The organism is Paenibacillus solanacearum (assembly GCF_910593845.1).
GTDB lineage: Bacteria > Bacillota > Bacilli > Paenibacillales > NBRC-103111 > Paenibacillus_G > Paenibacillus_G solanacearum.
Map to the genome: position 1 here is coordinate 12,466 of NZ_CAJVAS010000055.1, position 18,986 is coordinate 31,451.

An 18,986-nucleotide genomic window follows, 5' to 3' on the forward strand; every position below is an offset into this window, starting at 1 on the left:
ATAGAACAATATGGTTTTAGTATAACGAAGGCGGAACCCCGAAGCAAATCGCCGTCTATCGGTGATGCAGCGATTTGCCTGCCTTGGCCGCCCTTCGCTCCCGCCATTGCTGCAGGATGACGAAGAGCGACGGCACCACAATCAGTGTAAGCAAGGTCGAGTAGATAAGGCCCGAGATGATCGTGATTCCCATCGGGCGCCACAAGTTCCCTCCCATGATCGTCATCGGCAGCAGCCCGCCGATGGCCGTGGCCATCGTCAGCAGAATCGGCCGCAGTCTCGCTTTGCCCGCCTCGGCGACCGCCTCGTAGAGTGACAAGCCCCGCTCCAGCGCTTGCTCGATGAACTCGATCAGGATGATGCCGTTGCGTACGACGATCCCCGACAAGCTGACGAGTCCCATCAGCGCCATGAAGCCGATCGGCGAGCCGGTCAGGAACAGTCCGATGACGGCGCCGCCTGCCGCAAGATAGACGGTCGACAGGATGAGCAGCGGGATCGAGAGCGAGTAAAACTGCATGACCATGACGATATAAATAAGAAGAATGACGACAATAGACAGTTGGCCGATCGAAGCGAACGCGTCGTTACGTTCTTCGTTCTCGCCGCCGTATTCGAGCGTGTATCCCGCCGGAAGCGGATATTTGCTCATTTCCAGCTTCAAATCCTTCACGATATCGTCGGCCAGCCGGTCCTGCGTATAGCTGCGGACGCTGATCGTCCGCGTCTGGTTGCGGTGATGAATCGATTTGATCATCGCGCTGTTGCGAACGTCCGCCACTTCGCGGACGGCGACCGTCCCCCCTTTGACATTCGGCACGAGCAGCTTATTCATCGTGTCGACAGGGTTATGCGACTTCGCCTTCGCATACAGCGTCACGTCCAATAGCTCCTCGCCCTTTTGCAGCTCCGTCACGTTCAGCCCGTCCGTCGCCATCCGCACCGTCATCGACAAGTCTTTGTCGTTGACGCCGAACAAGCTGAGCTTCGCGGGGTCGGCCATCACCTCGAACGTATTCATGTCCGCGCCGACATCGTCGGAGACGCTGACGGTGCCAGGAATCCGCTTAAGCGTATCCTGAATGTTGGACGAAATCTGCCGCAGTTCGCCAAGATCATCTCCGCTGATCCGAATGGCGATCGGCGCGCCGACCGGCGGGCCCTGCTCCAGCTCGCGAGGCGTAATCTCCACATCCGCCGGAAACATGCTCTTGAGCTGCTCGCGCCAATAGCCCAGCGCCTCCTTCGTCTTCATCTTGCTGCGGTCGACTTTCACGAACAGCTGTCCGACGTTCGTCCCGCTCATACCCGCTTCCGAGTAATAAAACCGTGGCGCCGACGTGCCTGCATAAGCCGATACGAATTGCACGCCGGGCTGCTGCTCCATCCATGCAGCCGCTTTGGCGACCGTATACTCGGTTTCCGCGAACACCCGGTCCGTCGGCAGCTTGAAATCGATCAGCAGCTCATCCTTCTCGGCCGGCGGGAAATACTGCACGCCCAGCAGCGGGAGCAGCCCGAAGGCGCTTGTGCCCAGCAGCAGCGCGACGATGCCGGTCAGCAGCGGACGGCGTAAAAACGTATAAATTTGCCTGCCGTAAAATTCGCTCAGCCGCCCGATCGGCTTGCCGAGCAGCCCCGGCGTCATCCGGGACTCCAGCAGCAGCGGATCTCGGGGCTGAGCCGTCTCTGCAGCGGCCGAAACTTCCGCAGAAGCGGACAGCGCGGGCTGAGCCGCAGCGCTGCGGTTTGCGGACTTGCGGCGGCTAGCCCGCTCCCCCGCCCATTGCCGGTAGATCGGGATGATCGTCAGCGACATCGCCATCGACGCCGCCAGCGTCAGCGAGATGACGACCGGCAGCGGGCGAATAAAGCTGCCGATATTGCCCTTCAGGAAGAACAGCGGCAGGAACGCCGCCGCCGTTGCGATCGTCGCGGTCAAGATGGAGATCGCCACATCGCGGCTGCCCTCCAGCGACGCCGTCGCCGGATCATCGCCAAGCTGCAACCGGCGCTGGATGTTATCGTTGACGACGATCGCGTCATCCACGAGAATGCCGAGCACGATGACGATGGCCACGATCGTAATCTGATTCAAGTCGATGCCCATCAGCTCGACGGGGATGAAGCCGACCGTGATCGAGATCGGGATCGCCAGCGCGACGATGAGCGACGTGCCGAACGTGAGCCCAAGCGAGCAGACAACGATGACAACCAGAATGCCGATCAGCAGCTCTCTTCCAAGATCGCGAAACAGATGATCGAGGCTTTCCTTCTGCGTGAACAGCGACTCCAGCTTGACGTTCGACGGAAGCTGCGGCGCGAGCTCCTGCACCTTCACATCGATTTTGCGCTGCAAATCGGGAATGTCGGCTCCCTTCTCCGCGTTGATGACCAGATCAAGCGCCGGCTTGCCGTTGTGCAGAATGCTGGCTTCCTTCTTCTTCGGACGCAGCTCGATGTCGGCAATGTCCTTGATTTTTAACGTATTGCCGTTCGGAAGCCCGTATATTTCCGTATTCGCAATATCTTCGGCGGATTTCCATTCGCCGCTCAAATTGACGTAATACCGTTTGTTTCCTTGATCGACCGTTCCGAGCGGCACACGGTCATGCTTACTCGTCAGCGCTTGCGCAACGACGCCCCAAGGCAAACGAAACGTATCCAGCTTATCCGCATCGATCGTGACCGCCACTTCTTGTTCCGGCTGCCCTACGATCTCGACGTTGCTGACGCCGGAAACGGTTGAAAGCTGCTTTTTCCACAGCTCCATTGTCGGTCTCAGCGACTCCAGCTCTTCCGGACGCTCAACGACAAAATGAAGAATTTGCTCGGCGATTTTCCCCAGGTCGTCGTTGACGACCGGCTGCTTCGCGTCTTCTGGCAAATCGGGCACAGCCGACTGCACCTTCTGGCGCAGCGTATCCCAGGCACGCTTGAGATCAAGCTCCGGCTTCACTTCCACCGTAATGACCGATACATTGGCCGAGGAGGTCGAATTGATCACGGAGATTCCGCTCATTTCCTTAATCTTATCCTCCAGCGGCCGGGTGACGAACTGCTCGACCTTCTCCGGGGAAGCGCCGGGATATACGGTCGTCACGAGCGCCTGCGTCAGCTCGATCTCCGGATTTTCCCGCTGCTTGAGCGTCGCGATGTTAAACAGCCCGAGCAGCACCGCCATGACGAAAAACAACAGTGTAATTTTGCGGTAACGGATTAGCTTGGCGATCATAGGCCGCTGCTCCCTTCCGCATTCAGGCCGCAATTCATATTGATGCCCAGCAGCACCTCGGTCAGCTCGTCGATGCGCTCCGGTCCGTTGCGGCGCTCGACGAACCATTGGTAGGCGGCCATTTCCACCAGGCCGATTTTGGCATAGGAGGTCATATCGAGCTGCTCTTCCGTATAGCCTGGGTAAGCGTTGCTATGCTTCAATATGTCTTTGATCTGTCCAGCCATCCTGGCGTAAAACTGTTTGGATATATCGGCAATCTCCGGCGAAGCGGCGCCGTGCTGATTAATAATGTTCACAATCGTCAGGTTGCTGTAGTAAATTTCAAGAATGCGGCGAATCATGCTTCGCATCGGTGCAGGATTGCAAGCGGCGTTTTGCTCTTGCGCCCCTTGAGCGAGCGCGCCGGCAATCTCGTCGAGGCATCGCTCCGCCACGCAGCGGAACAAATCTTCCTTGCTCTTAAAGTACAAATAAAACGTCCCTTGCGCCATGCCCGCATCCTTGACGATGTCCGATACCTTCGTATTGTGGTATCCTTTCTCTGCAAACAGCTTCAATGCCGATGCGATAATGCTCTCTTTCTTCTCCTCTGCCATCCGTATGCTCCCCCGTCCCAACAAAATGACTGACAAGTCAGTCATAACAGATATTACCACAGCAAGGCGTCTCTTTACAAGTATGGAATCACCGTTCCACCGTGTCCTGCTATGTTAGGTCCGGTCGTCTTCGCTCCGACGCAGCGCGCGGTACCCGGCCGAACCTCCAGAGGGTACCGCTGGCCCGCCGCAGCGCACAAAGCCCGGCTTCCGCCCACGCAAAGCAGCGGACGGAGCTTCATTCGCTCCGCCCGCAGGGATACTCCATTCTCAAATCATTGAATACGCAGACGCAGCCCTGGGTACGTCTTCACCAGCTCGCCTGCCTGCGCCTCGATCTCCGCTTTATCAAACGGGCCCGCAAACAATTCGCTGTCGGGCTTGAATGTGATTGTCGTTCCCGTCACGTTCGTCTCCCCGACCGTCATTAGCCCGGATTGCGGAATGCCGTGACGGTATTCTTGACGATAAACGCCGCCGTCTCGGCGAATTTCCACGCTCAGCGTCCGCGATAAAGCATTGACGACCGCAATTCCGATTTCTTTTTCCGCACCCGGAGCGAAAAACGACGTTCCTTCTTTGGGCCCGGTGAACTGTCCGATTTGGGTCAATACGGATTGTACAGCGGGCTGGTCGGTTTGCGGCAACAATCGGGTCGGAATGCCCCGGCCATTATCCGCGACTGTCACGCTTCCGTCGTCATGCAAGTAGATGCTGACCTCACTGCAGTAGCCCGCCCGGTGCTCGTCGACCGAATTGCCGACGACGGCCCACAGCAGCTGGTGCACATCGTATCCTTCCTTCGTCGCGATGCCCAAATAGCTGTGCGCCTCGTTGCGCGCCTCCGTCATATCGATATAATCGCTCGTATCGATTAAATCGGAGACGGCCGACAGCAGGAGCAGCAGCGGAAACCGGCGATGCGCCGGGACGGTGTAGCGCCCGCCCCGTTCTTCCTGCATCAGCAGATCTGCACCCGTCAATGCCTTCAGATGATGGTACAGCTGCCCCGTCGTCCCCATTTGGAGCCGTTCCACGAGCTCTCCGCCCGTAAGGGGCTCATTCCATACTTCAAGAAGCAGATCCAGCCGCTGCTTATGCCCGAGCGCAGCAAGCACCTTAGCCGCTTTGCCGCGGTTCAGGCCAAGCACTTCGTCCGACTGTCTTTCCTGCGGCTCGAGCCGCACCGTTCGATCCCCGCTGCGATACGAGCCGGAGAAATAAATCGCGCTCGACTCCGCTCCCGCAGCTGCAAGCAGCGGCTTTTCCTCGTATCCTTTCCCCTCTTCCGCCGCGGATTTCGCCTCCCGTCCGGCCATCTGCCGGACCAGCTTCTCTATTTCTTCCATTTGCGTTTTTAACGCGTCCAGTTCGGCGCCATAATCCCTTTTCATGTGATGCCACACTCCCTCAATTGAAATAACACGTAGAAGTGAGTTTTTTATTATTACGTAATTACGTGTTTACGTATATTATATCGAATAACGAAGTGGATGTAAATGGAAACTTGACCGACATGCTGAGTCCACAGAATCATGTCCTTTGCCCCAACTTAGCTCAATTTTTTCGACGCGGCTGCCCCATTTCCAAAAAAAGCAAATGAAAACCAATAAAAACTAGTAGAATTTTGATGTATTTTGGAGTATATTTGGGATTATAGAGCGAATATGGACGGACATCGGGGAAAAGGTGAAAGAAGGATGGAGCAGGTTTTGTTTTTAATTTTGGGGACATTTGATGTGCTGGTGACGTTGTCCCTAATATTTATCATGTTTAGGTGGCCATTTTTCTCCTACATCAAGGAATGCATCCTTATTGCACTCTTGTGTTCTATAGAATCATTCATTACAAGAATGGTACTCCACATTCCTGAGTGGGATATGGTTGGACAGTTTACGATCATCGTGCTTTCTTTGAGGTTCATTATCAAAGTGAATCCGTACCATTCCCTCACCTTAGCGCTTGTCGGCACTCTTGCGTATTCGGAATTCGTCATTATCGTCTTCATGCTGCTGGATTCGCTCGGAATCGTTACTTCTAATGTGGCGATGCAGTCATCCGGGCTAGGTATTTTTACGTTCCAGTTCATTTGCGAGTGTACAGGCGCGCTTATTTCATTTCTCATATACAAGTTTAATCTAGGCTTCTCCTATGTTGCCGTTCCGCCTCACGAGCGGATTCGAAAACTAACCAAGCGAGAAAAAATAACGCTCACTTTCCATTCCATTGCAGTGCTGCTATTGACAAGCGTAATGTTCTGGATCATTAATTTTGGCGGCGTCGGTTATAAAGTTGTTTTGGTCGGTTTACTAACACTTGTCGCCGTTCTATATCTCGCTTATAAAGAGGAATATCGATTATGAGAGATCCGATAGATATGGTTGCTCACAAAGTATCGGTCGCTATCAAAAAGGCCAATCCTCAGGAGACAAAAAGCGTCGAGGTCATGTCGTACGCCCTCAGCCTGCTGATCAACACAGGATTGACCATATTCCTCATTCTTTATATCGGTGCCGCTACGGCGGCATTTCAAGAGACACTAATGGTTCTTGTTATTTTCGGGGCTCTGAGAATGCTCACAAAAGGCGGCCATTTCAAATCTCTGACATTATGTGTAATCGTGACCACCGCGCTTATTGCTCCGATCCCGCACTTGTACTATCCCGCCTATCTTATTTTGCCTACAACTCTCATCAGCTCGGCCGTGATCTTGATCAGATCCAAAACAAACCTTTTTCGCAGAATATTGGCCGTTGGACTGGTTATATTTCTTTCAACACTGGCCGATCAAGCACTTACACTAGTATGCCTTGTGTACACGTTCTCATTATTTCCGGAAAGGAGGTGAGAGTATGAAAAAAGTAACAATGCTTGCTGCAAAATATGCTTCGTCTTTTCTTGGCGTCTGCGCGCTTGCTTTCGTTGTTGTTCAAAAGTTGCCGCTCGGAGAAAAAGAAGTTCCTGCCGAACTGAAGTAAGAGCGATGTTATGATTCTATTAAATTGCACCGATGTTGAAGGGAACAGAGTTGATATCCAAGTCAATCGAGTCTATTACTTTTACTCCAAAAAGAATCACAAGTACAAACTTTTTGTACACTCCGATTACGGTGAAGAATTGGAATTTGCTCTCATGGGATCTATCGAATCGGCGGAAGGATTTTTTGCCCAGTTTGGATTTGTGAGACTTGATACCGACAACATCACCAATTTAAGCAAGATCAAAGAAGTCGTCACATCGGTTTTCGGCAAAATCGAGGCGCGTTTTGATGACGGCACGTATGTTACCGTATCACGAGCGAGGCACAAAAAATACTTAAAACAATGAGCCACATCATTACGTTCAACGTAGTGAGTGGCTCATATCATTTTTAACGAAAATTGTCAATAGATTTCAAGCTATATTTCCATACCGTTTTGGGGTACCTTTTCCGCTATTTTTCGATGGAAAAAACTGTGATATTATACTTGCAACAGGAACGACTTGTCGTTCTTGAATATAATATTACTGGGTGTGAAATGAAGTCATGGGTTTTTGGGTTTATGTGAAAGATATGGAAACAGGTGAAAAGCTGAACATACATACCGACGACTGCGACTTTATTACTGTACATAAAGATCGCCTTACCGTATTCGTGATCGGCAATAAGAAGTACCTTGAGCAGCGGGGGCTGGAAAGCTTCGCCGAAGACTTGGAATCCGATTTATTCCGTTTAACCGACCGATCGCATCTCGTCAACTTCAAGAAAGTGTCCTGTTTTGAGGAGAAATCGCTCGTGCTGCGATTTTCCGATTCGGATCAAACGGCATCCGTAGCACGCATTCATCGGAATGCTGTGGAACAATACATTCGAAGATCTCCGGGCAAAAAGATCATATCGCGTCAAATGGAGGGTCGGTTTCCGCTGTGGAACAAGGCCAGAAAGTTTATGCGGTAGAATGAGCAGCCGCTACGCCATACCGTACGAATCATTCGACAGCTGGGAGTCCGATAATGAATATTAGAATCTTATACCTCATATCCCTTCCCGCCATGGTTGCTTTTATCGTTTGCTCGGCACTGATCCTCCACAGAACATCCGATCTTTTCCCGTTGATGGTAACGGGTCTGCTGTTTTTAGGCGCCGTATACGTAGAAAACAAATATACGCGAGGTTTTTTTCTTTTTCAATTGCTGTTTCTCGGCATGCTTCACTGGTACAGCCATTTGGACTGGTGTTACAGCCTTTATCTGCTTGTCGCGCTGAAGCCGATTTACCGGGCAGCCGGTTTGCTCAAGTCGCTGGCTATCTCCGTATTGTTTATTGCACAGTACACTTTCATTCGTCTGAGCCACGCGACGGACAACGAGCACGCTGTGCTCGTATTGCTCTCGGATGTGCTGCCCGCTCTGATGGCGGTCCTGATCATCCGGTATATTAAAGATTTGGAAAGCGAGAAACGATCGCTTCGAATCGATAAAGATTTACTGCAAACGCATGATCCGCTGACGGGCTTGCTGAACTATCAGGAATATTACGAGCAGGTGGACAAGCTGATCGCAGACCGGCGGCCTTTCGTGCATGTGCTGGTCGACTGTACCAACTTCAAAGCAATGAACGATGAGCAAGGGGTTCTCGTCGGCAATGAAACGCTGAAGAAGATCGCCCAATTCCTGAAATTTTCGTTTCCCGGGGAGCAAATCATTTCCCGGCAAGGCGATAAATTCATCGTCTGTCTCCCTTACCAAGAAAATACGATTGCGGAAATCCATGAATTGATCGGCGTACGGCTCATGCATTGGGTTGATTTGAAAATGATCTTCGTGTATTCTCTTTACCCGGAAGAAAGATCATCCCTCGATGATCTGTTCTCATTAACGGAAGATAAATTGCTGCAAACGAAGAAGGACAATTGGTTAAAGCGGGAGGAGCAAATGCTGCGCACGGAAAAGCTCAATGTCGTCGGCGATTTGGCCGCCGGTATGGCTCACGAGCTTCGCAACCCTCTCACGACGATCAAAGGCTTCTTGCAAATATCCCAAAAACATAATTATAATATCCAGCCCTGGTATGACATTATGGAGAGCGAAGTGACGCGGATGTGCGAGCTAACCTCGGAGTTTTTGCAGTTTTCCAGGCCGCACATTGTCAATGTAAAGTCGCAAGTGCTGCAGGAATGCATCGAGCGGGTCGTCAGCCTGTCCGAATCGCAAGCAACATTGTACGGCCATCGCGTTGAATATCACAGCAGCTTGTCCCCGATCTATATCGATATGGATCGCGATAAAATGGTGCAAGTGCTGCTCAATATCGTCAAGAATGGACTCGAAGCGATGAAAGATACCGGCGTTCTTCAAATTCGCCTGATGCAAAATAACAGCCAAACCGCCGTCATTGAAATTGAAGATACCGGAGAAGGGATTCCCGTCCCGGAGCTGCAAAAAATATTCGATCCTTTCTACACGACCAAAGAAAATGGAACCGGCTTGGGACTGTCCGTATGCCAGAAGACGATTCAGGATCATAACGGCACAATCGAGGTACAGAGCACGTTAAATCGCGGCACGACGATTCGTATCCATTTGCCTGTATCGCAAAAGCAGGCGAGCTAGCAGACCCAGGCTATTTTCAGAGGAATGCGTTCGAGGAATGTTTGGTCGGGATCCGGCCGGAAAACGGCGGTGAACTGCGGTAGACTGGCCTTGATTTCAAGATCCAGCCTGCCGCCGCGGTTCGATCCCACTCGCGCGTTCGTAATAGGATCATTCCTTAAATAAATATTCCGCCGGGTTCTTTTCGTTATATAATTTCCAATACACATCAGCTATCCGATCCGGATCGTAATACGTCCCCTGTTGGACATGATCAGCGATTAGAACTTGCCCTACATAAATTCCGTAAGGAGCTAATGTCTCGGCCATCGAAAGCGCAAGAGAGCGGATCCCGGCTTTGCCAATAGATAAAGAGGTATAAAGCGGATTCGGAGTCAGCGCAATGCCGCCCCCTGTGAAAAAGAGCGTCCCCTGCTTACGTTCAACCATATCCGGAATGACTTGTTGAGCGCTGGTCAACGCACCGACCGTGTTCACCTTAAAATCTTCAATAAGCTGCTGTTCGGTTAACGAAAGAGGGTCTCCAGGTGCGATGTGTGCCGCATTATATACCAAAACATCAGCAGTGATTCCATATGATTCAATATGTGCCTGCCGAAGGTCTTCCAAGTTTCGCTCGAGTGTTGATTGGGTTCTTGATACGAGAACCACGCGGAAGCCATGGCTTCCGAATTTCTTGGCTATACCTGCGCTTACTCCCGGCCCGGAACCGACGATGACGAATAATGGTTTATGGCTCATCCCGATCGTCAACAACTACGCTTTAGTTGCGGCCGCCGATCACGCATCGACAGCCGCATTGTATTTTATCCAACGATTCCTGAACCTCAAGCTTGACTGGTGCAGTCCATTGTAGCCCCTGCAAAGGAAATAGCCGCAGACTCCGCTTCTTGGGAAGCTTTAGCTACTACTTCATCCCTTTTCAAGGAATGATTCCCTTGTGCACGGATGATTTGGTAGTCGACTCCCAAAAAGTTGAACATCGCTTTTAAAAATTTGTGGGAATATTCGACTTCCGTGTACCAATCATGATTCGTATAGATCCCGTCGCTCGCTTGAATGACAAGGACGTTCCTGCCGTCGTTCAGGAGGCCGACCGATCCTTTGTCCGTATAGGCAAACGTCTCTTTCGGGATCAGAATGTTATCCATGTAGTCTTTTAGTTTGGACGGAACGTTAAAGTTATGCAGCGGCATCGCAATGACATATTTTTTCGCGCTTTTAAATTGTTGCAAAATTTCCGACATGCGAGAGTTGAGCGCCTGTTCTTCTTCCGCCAATCGCTCCCCTCTCCCCTTTTTTTCCTGTAAGCTTAAAAAGGTACGGTCAATGCAAGGAATGTGTTCCCCGTATAAATCGATTTGTTCGACAGGTCCTTCGGGGTTCACTTTTTTATAAGTGTCCAGAAAATGATGAAGCACTTGCAGACTTACGGACGAATCGGCATCCACTTTGGGATGTGCGTTAATAACGAGCAGTTTTTCCAAGTTCGATCTCTCCCTTATCCTCTATTCTGATACATATTTATAGACAAATAGCGGACCGATTTTGTGACATGATCACCATCACTCCAGGGAGACATGTTTCAGCTTATCCGGATTCGTAACGATGAGCAATCGGACAGGCCGCGAATCGCTGTCGAACTGGAAGGACAAGACCCCGAAGAGCTCGCCGTCCCTTTTCAACAGAAGGCCCGGCTGCCCGTTCACGTCGACAAGCAGCTGATTGTTGGACCCAAGGCTTTTGGGTGCAATGCCTTGAAGAAAAGCAAGGATTCGTCCACTGCCGATAATCGGGAAAACAGCTGCCCTTACCTTGCCGCCGCCATCCATATACAATCGCGCCTCATTCGCCAGCATGCCGACAAACGGCTCGAAATTCCCGGTAAGCGCAGCGTTCATAAAGGAGCGTGCGAGCACCTCCGCTTGCTTGGCGTGCGAGGAACCGGCTTGAACATCTTCAATCGGCAGCACAATCGGCGCTTCACCTTCCTGCTTCCGAATCATCCCATGGTTGATTTTTTGCTTCGCTCGGCTGTGCAGCTTCCGGCAGCTCTCATTGCTCTTGCCCAGCAGCTCCGCAATGTCACGATAATCATAGTCGAGCGTCTCCCGAAGGATGAAGACAGCCCGCTCCAACGGCGACAGCTGTTCAAGAAGGACGAGAAGCGCGTAGGAGATCGATTCCGTACGCACCGCCATTTCCTCCGGAATTTCCACCGCACTATGCACCTCCGGCTCCGGCAGCCAAGGTCCGATATACACTTCACGTGTTCTGCGGGCCGATTTCAACCCATTGATGCACCGGTTGGTAACCATTTTTAGTAAATAAGCCCTAACATGCAAGATCTGACCGACACGCTTTTTCTCCAGCTCAGCAAACACGTCTTGCACCATATCTTCGGCATCCGTTAGTGAACCCAGCATCCTGTAAGCGATGCTGCTCAGCAGCGGTTTATACTCTCTATATAAAGCGGTTGTATCCATTCTCGTCGCCCACCTTTATTCTCCGCAGGTTTCCACCTATTGTATCATAATGGACCCGGAATCCTTTCTTCATTTTACGATCGTTTGACAAATCCCGCATGCGGCAATGTTTTTTTGTGGGCACGGTACGGTCAATTGAATATGAGGAGGCTCAGGAAAAAGATAAAGACAAGTGGGGACTCTATACCCCAGGTTATGTGACTCAAGTTTTGGGGCTGGAGCATATTGTAAATATTTACAGTTTTGTAATGGGTCTTTTCGCGTTGGACCGAGAGGGGAAGCTCTGGTTCGCAGAATCTTTTTTTAGAACGCATAAATCAATACTTAACCTGGATGGAACATATCCAACCGAAGCCGACTCGCGTAGAGCTTAGGCCTGATTCGGAATAACGGTGACTAACCGCTAAATCGTAAGGAAATGTGAGAAAAGGCGATTTCCGGTACATGCCGGACAATCGCCTTTTTCGCAACACCTATGTTCCCGTTAACTCAGAAGACTCTTTACAAGTGAGCCGCAATCATATCTCAGTTCGGATACTGGCTGGATGAGACCGAGCCAGGTGTAGGGGGCTGGTCGTAATTCAGCTTGTTATTCGCATACGTGCCGTCTGTAGGATAAGAGAACATAATGCTCTTATTCTCTTGCGTCGTGTCCAGTTTCAGATCCAGTCCGCTGCTGTACTCGGACATCGTTACAATATCCCCATTATCCTTGATGATCCATACTTGCCGAGCACCCCCGCCGTTAACCAGATAGCCGGAAGGTCCTTCTTCGCTTGTGGAAACCGAGTATATTTGACTGCTCGTTAGACTGGTACCAAAATTACTATTGAAATCCGATACGGTCAAAGATGTGTTTTGCGGATTTTTGAACCATATGATACCCGCAGAATGGGATGGAATGTTGAACGTACCGGAAATATCGAACGTATATCGGCTCGATCCCGTAGTAGGCCCAATGGTAATCTTGTACCCTGATAAATTAATCGTATTTTTTGAGTTGTTGTAAATCTCAGCAAAATCATACAATTCGTATTGAGAGTTGTTAGGATCGGCGCCGTTGGTTGTGTTAACTCCAAGTTCGGTTATGATTAGCTCGGGAACGACCGCTTTACCGACCAAATAACGTGCTGGGCTACCCGGAATCGTTACTCTCGCTATAATCGTGTAGTTGCCTGTTATGCCTGGATTCCATTCGAGAGATGCCGTTCCCGTCGCTCCCGCTCCAATGGAAGAAATCGTCGTCGATCCTTTCGGCGTGCCGCTGATGGTATCTTTATAGAAGTCTACGATCACATTCGACATGGAGGATCCGCTCGTGTTCTTTACATTGGCGTTTACTTTGACAGGTACTCCGCTGACACTTGAAGCCTTCAAGTCCATGGACAATTGTGCCGGTATTGGATCTTCGATCCAGATCGGAGCCGTCACCGCCCAATCGCCGTCGGCCTGATCCACACGAATGAAATAATATTTGTAATTCGGTGAGAGTGTTGTGGAAAACGATACTTTATTGGTCGAATACGTCTGGGAGGCAACGACCGTTCCTCCATTAGCAATAACGGATATTTTGGAAATATTGTCCGCGTTTTGATTGTACACATCCACCTTCACTGCCAGACTGGACTGCCCTGTAAGTCTGGACCCCATATCCTTCCCGTTGATCCGGTAGTTGATTCTAATGTCGGAATCACCCCAGGACGCATACGTTCTTCTGGCGCGTATCGCATCGAATAGAGCATCCCGGTTCAGCCTTGGCGCCAAGATGACGGTTCTATTGTTATCGCGTGTGATCCAATTCGCACTATGATTGTCGCCGTTGTTGGTAGGTGCGACATGCCAGCCTTTATCCAAAGCATGTATATACGTATCGTACTGCTCCTTAGGATCATTGATTTCAATTAACGCGACCTGATTATCCCGCTCCGGCGTCCAGTAATCCCATTTCTTCGTATTATCCCACTCCGTAAGCATCGGATGGTTAAATTGGGCGAACCCAGCCGGGGACTGATTCAGTTTGTCGAGAAAGGCAGGCATATTCATCTTCAGATTCTCCTTATACTCGAACCAGTCCGTGTTAAACACATTCATGTGTCCCCAGCGCCCGGTTGGGTTATGCCAAGTCATCTCATAGCCCGCAATAGAAACGTATTTATTCTCATTGTAATAGTAGTCGGCCTTCTGCTTCAAATCTGTCCACTCGGTGCTATTCGCCCAGTCATTGACATTGTCGAAATAATGGGAATGATCCGTGACGGCAAAGAAGTCAGCATGCCCTTTATCTCTAGCCCACAGATAGGCATCATTCGGCGTTTGCACACCGTCTGAATAACTGGTATGACTGTGCAGTTGACCATAAAACATGTTGTAAGGCTCTCCCGGCGTCGCGTACTGATCGTTGGCTACCTTTCTCATCATCTTCGTGTTCGTGACCGGGTAATCGTATAAGATGCTTCGATCCTCAAAGCTGGCGTCTGTTGTAGTCCCGGCATCGTTATAGCTGGCGGAGCATATAACTGTGCCCGAGCTATTCAGAATTTCATAAGTATTCGGTCCAGCACTATTCCACAAACCGCTGTATGTACCCAAATCCAACTTATAAAGCTGTGTGCTGGACAGATTTGTATTGTAGTGGTTATTGAAATCGGCAGTCGTATACCCTGTTGAAAGATTATTGAATATCCATACGGCTGCATAACCTTTGGCCGGTAGCGTGAACGATCCGAACGTCCATGTGATTGAATCATTCACTCGCTTGAACTTGTACCCCGACAAATTAATGTCGGATGTCGTATTGTTATACAGCTCAATATATTCAAACCCGTCGTCAACAGGATTCGGCATCATCTCGGTAATCCAGATGCTTGGCGCTTCTGCTGCCGTATACGAACCGCCAGGTGAAGGAGCGGAACCTCTTGCAACCTTCCGCATGGTTTTGTTGCCATCGTTTAAATATTGCGGGAATTCATACACTGCACTTTTGTTCTCTCCGCCGTCCACTGTCGTGCCAGTGTCATTGCCGGTTTGATCGTTATAAGCAGCCCTGCTGACTTCCGTACCGCTATCGGATTTGAGCACAATGGACTTCAGACCTGTGTTCTCAAGTCCCGTACCGGCGCCTACGGCACGAACGTCAAGGATGTAAATTTGCGAATCTGGTATGCTGATGCTGAAGTTAGCCTTGAAATCAGCTTTCGTCTTGCCTACGGAGTCGTTCTGGAATATCCAGATCACCTCAACCGCTCCGGCCGCCAGCGTCTGACTGGTAGTCATGTCCCATACTTTCGTTGAAGCGCCAACTCTTTCATAGTCAACCTTGTAATTAGCAAGATCAACGGAGGAAGATGAGTTGTTCTTGATCTCGATAAATTCATAAGCCTCTATTCCTGTTGAATTGGGGTGAATTTCTGTGATCGTAAGAACAGGCGTCACAGCGGCAAATACGCTAACTGTAGTCGCCGAGGACAAGGAGATAAGAATGCCTGCAACCATAGCCAACCATGCAAACAACCGCAAATGTTTCTTCGATTTCAAAATCTCTAACATTAGGAGTCCTCCTTTAAATGTTGAGTGCCAGGGCCCAAGAATCTGAACGTTGAACACGTGGAACCGCTTACAAAATAGCCTTTAACTTTGGCCAAGCCATCTTTCAGCTTGGCCAAAGTGAATATGGCAGAACCAGAAGGAATTCTACTTGGCTGCTTCTGTCAATAAATAGTTTTTGGTCAGCTCCTCAGCATCCCGCAAGGCTGTATTCACATCTTTCTTGCCTTTAATAACGTTCTCGAATTCTGTATTCAGGATCGATTGAGCCTTAGGCTGGTGCTTGGAAAAAACAGGTGTCGGAGCCGGCTTGCTCTTAAAGATCCCCGGGATATTTTTCCCTTTCAGCTCTGGAATATCTTGCCCAAACATTTGTACATATTTTGCATCTTTCAAGACGGATACACGTGCTGTCTGCTTGACCATGATGGATTGAACTTCGTCGGAGAACAACACTTCCATAACTCGAATTTGATCGTCCTTGTGTTTGCTTGTTTTGATAGGAATCGCTATATGCAGATCGTCCATACCAAAGGTATTGGGCTTGTCCTTGTAGCTCGGGAACTGGACGACGTCCCATTTCAGATCAGGGTTTTCCGGGAACCGCAGAAACAAATTAACAGTCGCCTCCATTGCTACCGTCATATCTTTAATAAACCTGTTCCACGATGCCGCACCGCCATTAATATATTCATTTCCGGGTATTGAGAAAATATCCCTACCTGTCTCAAACGCTTGTTTATACGGTTCGCTGTTGATGAGTACTTTGTTCGTACCTGGCTCGACGTGGACCAGCGATAGCGGGAATGTTAATCGGGATACACTGTCTACTTCTAGACCATGGAATTTGGTTCCGTTGTCAGTTCGGGTCACTTTCTTGGCAAGCTCGATCGTATCCCCCCACGTCATCCCATCTTTAGGGTAAGGGATCCCAAACTTATCGAATATGTCCTTGTTGTAATAAAGCGCATTCAAATTATTGCTGTACGGCAGGGCGTAAAGCTCCTTCTTATCCGAGATGGAACGAATCGCATCCAATGCGCGGGGCTCAAACTTGCCTAAATCGAAATTTAGCTTTTTAGCCAGTGGAGTAATATCGCTGTAAACGTCCAAATCCAAATATTTGGACATATTGCCATTGTATGTGACGAAAAAGTCTACCGATTCTCCAGCAGCAATCAAGTCTGGCAAATCACTCTTCGAAACATGATTCTCTACCGTAATGTGTGGATACTTTTTCTTTACCGGATCTGTAATTAATGTTTTAAAATCCGCTTCAGATAAATAGTTGCCGCTTTGATACAGAGTTAATGTGACCGGCTCGAATTTCTCTGGTTGTACTTCCGCAGTAGGTTGCTCCGCTGTCTTGGTGGAGCAGCCGGTTACTGCCACCATCATACTTAAACTTGCAATAACAATCGACTTTTTCATTTTCTTCCCCCAATTTTGAATTTTACAAACTTCATTTTGAAACTTTAATTCATGTAAATGATGATTTCAATCATTATTTTTAAATTATATTTCATTAATCGAATTTTGAAAAGGGTATCACTACATTTTTTTATTTTAATTGTAAAAAAAAACGTTCCAACTGATCGGAGGTTCCAGACGACCTGTTGAAACGTAAAATATCAAAAGTAGACTTTTTATAAATGGATCAAGCTCTTAGAACGGCTTAAACACCATTAGGATAATAGAGATAAATACTGCTAGATTAGCAATCCCCTCCAACCACGCAGAGCGTCTGCGACTTTGTCGATAAGTATCAGGTAAGGATTCACCTTGCGTTTGCTGCAGCAGCACAAGTTGCTTCCTCATGCCGGAGGGAAGCATGACGGCCACAATAATCAGAATAACAAAGAAGAGTGCAATGGAGACTACATACCACATCTCCCGAAAAAGATAAGTTTGAAGGAAGCCGAGACCCAGTCCAGATAAGATAAGTAGCGTACCTCCTATTTTAGGCAAGATTGCTAACTTATCTTGTAAAGCTAACCCAAATTTAGCCTGACCTGTCGTTCGAACACCGCTCATAATGAGTGGAGTGCCCATGATTGCAACTATTGCCGTTACGGCGGATAGGATATGAATGAATAACAAATACGTGTACATGGTTGAGGTTACCTCCTTGATTCTGAATGGGATGGAATGGCGTCATATACTCGCTGTTTTGGTTCGCTGTTCTTCTCGATACAACATACCACCAACAACAAGTCCGTATAACGCAGTAACAATATGAATCCAAGAGGGTGTTTTATCTCCTGCATTCATAATGACCAATATTGCATCAATGGTAGGCATTAGAATGGAAGTTAACATCACAACAAGTAATGCTTTTCTCATACGAAATAACATCAAGGCTAGTAGGAAGATACCAATAAACAAATCACGATCTGCTTTGATGTAAACAAGGTAGTTATCCGCAACGTCATGCAGTGGTAACCCGAAATCTCGGATTGCAGCTTCTGGCTGGACAAAACCTCTTACTCCTAAATACAACATTAACAATGTAACAAGACCCACAAGCCAAAATGATACTGACTTTGGTCCCCAATAAAGCTTACTCATTTGTCTGCCTCCCTTTGTTTAGAACCCTTGTTCACTTCAGTCACGGAGATTTCATTTTAGAATCAACTTCATTAAGCGATCAACCTCGTTCTTCCAATTGCCATAGTCACCAGGGACATCCTGTAGCATCAGACCGGTTATGACCGACAAGTAGAAAAACAGCAGCTTATCCGGTTCACCTTCGCTAAACTCGCCGGCCTGTTGTCCTTGATGGAACAACGGAACCAGTTGCCCGATCGTCCGGTCGGCCGGATAGGTCTCCAAGATTTGCTGTACCTGCTCTGGCATACCTTCCTCGATTTGGGCGTACCGTAGAAGCATGAAATACGCCTTATGGGTTTCATCCAGCATAGTCAACGTAAAAGCCCTTAATCGTTCCTTTGGTGAGCCAGGCAGCCGAGAGACGTCCGCCAAAGAGGATTCCGCTTCTTCTAGTGCTTCTTTCACGAGGATCGCAAAAAGCTCTTCTTTGGAGCTGAAATACCGGTAAGACAAACCTTGGCTGACACCAGCTTCTTCCGCGATCATGTTCATCTTGGCCGCCTGCAGCCCCCGCTTGGAAAACACTTTCAATGCTGCTTTCTTAATCTGTTCCCTTCGGTCGTCTGCTAAAGCCTCTGGCTTTGGGTTAAGTACTTTCTTCATCTTCGTCTCTTCCATTCCGTTCTGCTTCCTCTCTGCTTATCATCGTTTGTTAAAGCACCTACGCTATTTGAGTTGATTCTCGCACATTTCCCATAACCGTTACGAGGCTACGGGCCATCTTGTGCCCATGGAAGGCGGTCGTGATAATCCTCCCATGTCCGCTTTCTTTTTCATGAATGAACCGTTTATTCATTTTTCTTTATTAAGATATCTCGCGCGATGGAAAATGTCAATATTTATTTTGAAAGCTTACAAAAACGAACGGAATTGATCTTACTCTAAAAAAAATACAAAGCCCTGAAAAACAGGGCTTTGTAT

The 18,986-nt window shown here is 49.1% G+C and carries 17 protein-coding genes; 6 read left to right on the top strand and 11 right to left on the bottom strand.

Annotated features, from left to right (window positions below):
* Positions 1–55: 55 nt before the first annotated feature.
* From KXG62_RS30725 to KXG62_RS30735, 3 genes are all read right to left on the bottom strand, one after another.
* Positions 56–3,235 (bottom strand): efflux RND transporter permease subunit, encoded by a 3,180-nt coding sequence (locus tag KXG62_RS30725; RefSeq protein WP_218095821.1) that lies wholly within the window; start codon positions 3,233–3,235, stop codon positions 56–58.
* A complete protein-coding gene (locus KXG62_RS30730; protein WP_218095822.1) occupies positions 3,232–3,834 on the bottom strand; it encodes a TetR/AcrR family transcriptional regulator in 603 nt (200 codons plus the stop codon). The genes KXG62_RS30725 and KXG62_RS30730 overlap by 4 nt, the downstream gene beginning before the upstream one ends.
* Before the next feature lie 275 nt (positions 3,835–4,109).
* Complete coding sequence (locus KXG62_RS30735; protein ID WP_218095823.1) at positions 4,110–5,228, bottom strand: winged helix-turn-helix domain-containing protein; 1,119 nt, start codon at positions 5,226–5,228, stop codon at positions 4,110–4,112.
* Positions 5,229–5,534: 306 nt separating this feature from the next.
* Here KXG62_RS30735 and KXG62_RS30740 point away from each other — a divergent pair, with 306 nt between their 5' ends.
* The 6 genes from KXG62_RS30740 (at position 5,535) to KXG62_RS30760 (ending at position 9,426) form a co-directional block, all read left to right on the top strand.
* A complete protein-coding gene (locus tag KXG62_RS30740) occupies positions 5,535–6,197 on the top strand; it encodes a hypothetical protein (protein WP_218095824.1) in 663 nt (220 codons plus the stop codon).
* Positions 6,194–6,682, top strand: a complete 489-nt coding sequence (locus KXG62_RS30745) for an accessory gene regulator B family protein (RefSeq protein WP_218095825.1) — start codon at positions 6,194–6,196, stop codon at positions 6,680–6,682. Before KXG62_RS30740 ends, KXG62_RS30745 begins: the two co-directional genes overlap by 4 nt.
* Positions 6,683–6,686: 4 nt before the next feature.
* Positions 6,687–6,812 carry a hypothetical protein gene (locus KXG62_RS34450; protein WP_281427047.1) on the top strand — a complete coding sequence of 42 codons (126 nt, stop codon included), beginning with the start codon at positions 6,687–6,689 and terminating at the stop codon, positions 6,810–6,812.
* 10 nt (positions 6,813–6,822) lie between these two features.
* A complete protein-coding gene (locus KXG62_RS30750; protein WP_218095826.1) occupies positions 6,823–7,161 on the top strand; it encodes a LytTR family transcriptional regulator DNA-binding domain-containing protein in 339 nt (112 codons plus the stop codon).
* A 199-nt stretch (positions 7,162–7,360) separates the two neighbouring features.
* Positions 7,361–7,771, top strand: a complete 411-nt coding sequence (locus KXG62_RS30755) for a LytTR family transcriptional regulator DNA-binding domain-containing protein (protein WP_218095827.1) — start codon at positions 7,361–7,363, stop codon at positions 7,769–7,771.
* Positions 7,772–7,827: 56 nt separating this feature from the next.
* The gene (locus KXG62_RS30760; protein ID WP_218095828.1) at positions 7,828–9,426 is read left to right on the top strand and encodes an ATP-binding protein; all 1,599 of its coding nucleotides are present in this window, start codon (positions 7,828–7,830) and stop codon (positions 9,424–9,426) included.
* A gap of 150 nt (positions 9,427–9,576) precedes the next feature.
* Here the strand turns inward: KXG62_RS30760 and KXG62_RS30765 are convergent, their stop codons facing one another.
* The 8 genes from KXG62_RS30765 to KXG62_RS30800 form a co-directional block, all read right to left on the bottom strand.
* Positions 9,577–10,179 carry an SDR family NAD(P)-dependent oxidoreductase gene (locus KXG62_RS30765; RefSeq protein ID WP_246627719.1) on the bottom strand — a complete coding sequence of 201 codons (603 nt, stop codon included), beginning with the start codon at positions 10,177–10,179 and terminating at the stop codon, positions 9,577–9,579.
* A gap of 74 nt (positions 10,180–10,253) precedes the next feature.
* Entirely contained in the window at positions 10,254–10,913 is a 660-nt protein-coding gene (locus tag KXG62_RS30770) for an FMN-dependent NADH-azoreductase (protein WP_218095829.1), read from the bottom strand.
* Between the two features lie 78 nt (positions 10,914–10,991).
* A complete protein-coding gene (locus KXG62_RS30775) occupies positions 10,992–11,912 on the bottom strand; it encodes a sigma-70 family RNA polymerase sigma factor (protein WP_218095830.1) in 921 nt (306 codons plus the stop codon).
* Positions 11,913–12,437: 525 nt separating this feature from the next.
* Positions 12,438–15,458 (bottom strand): lamin tail domain-containing protein, encoded by a 3,021-nt coding sequence (locus tag KXG62_RS30780; RefSeq protein ID WP_218095831.1) that lies wholly within the window; start codon positions 15,456–15,458, stop codon positions 12,438–12,440.
* Positions 15,459–15,602: 144 nt separating this feature from the next.
* A complete protein-coding gene (locus KXG62_RS30785; RefSeq protein ID WP_218095832.1) occupies positions 15,603–16,886 on the bottom strand; it encodes an ABC transporter substrate-binding protein in 1,284 nt (427 codons plus the stop codon).
* A gap of 234 nt (positions 16,887–17,120) precedes the next feature.
* Entirely contained in the window at positions 17,121–17,567 is a 447-nt protein-coding gene (locus KXG62_RS30790; protein ID WP_218095833.1) for a DUF2269 family protein, read from the bottom strand.
* A gap of 42 nt (positions 17,568–17,609) precedes the next feature.
* A complete protein-coding gene (locus KXG62_RS30795) occupies positions 17,610–18,023 on the bottom strand; it encodes a DUF4267 domain-containing protein (protein WP_218095834.1) in 414 nt (137 codons plus the stop codon).
* Positions 18,024–18,074: 51 nt separating this feature from the next.
* A complete protein-coding gene (locus tag KXG62_RS30800) occupies positions 18,075–18,683 on the bottom strand; it encodes a TetR/AcrR family transcriptional regulator (RefSeq protein ID WP_246627720.1) in 609 nt (202 codons plus the stop codon).
* Positions 18,684–18,986 lie beyond the last annotated feature (303 nt).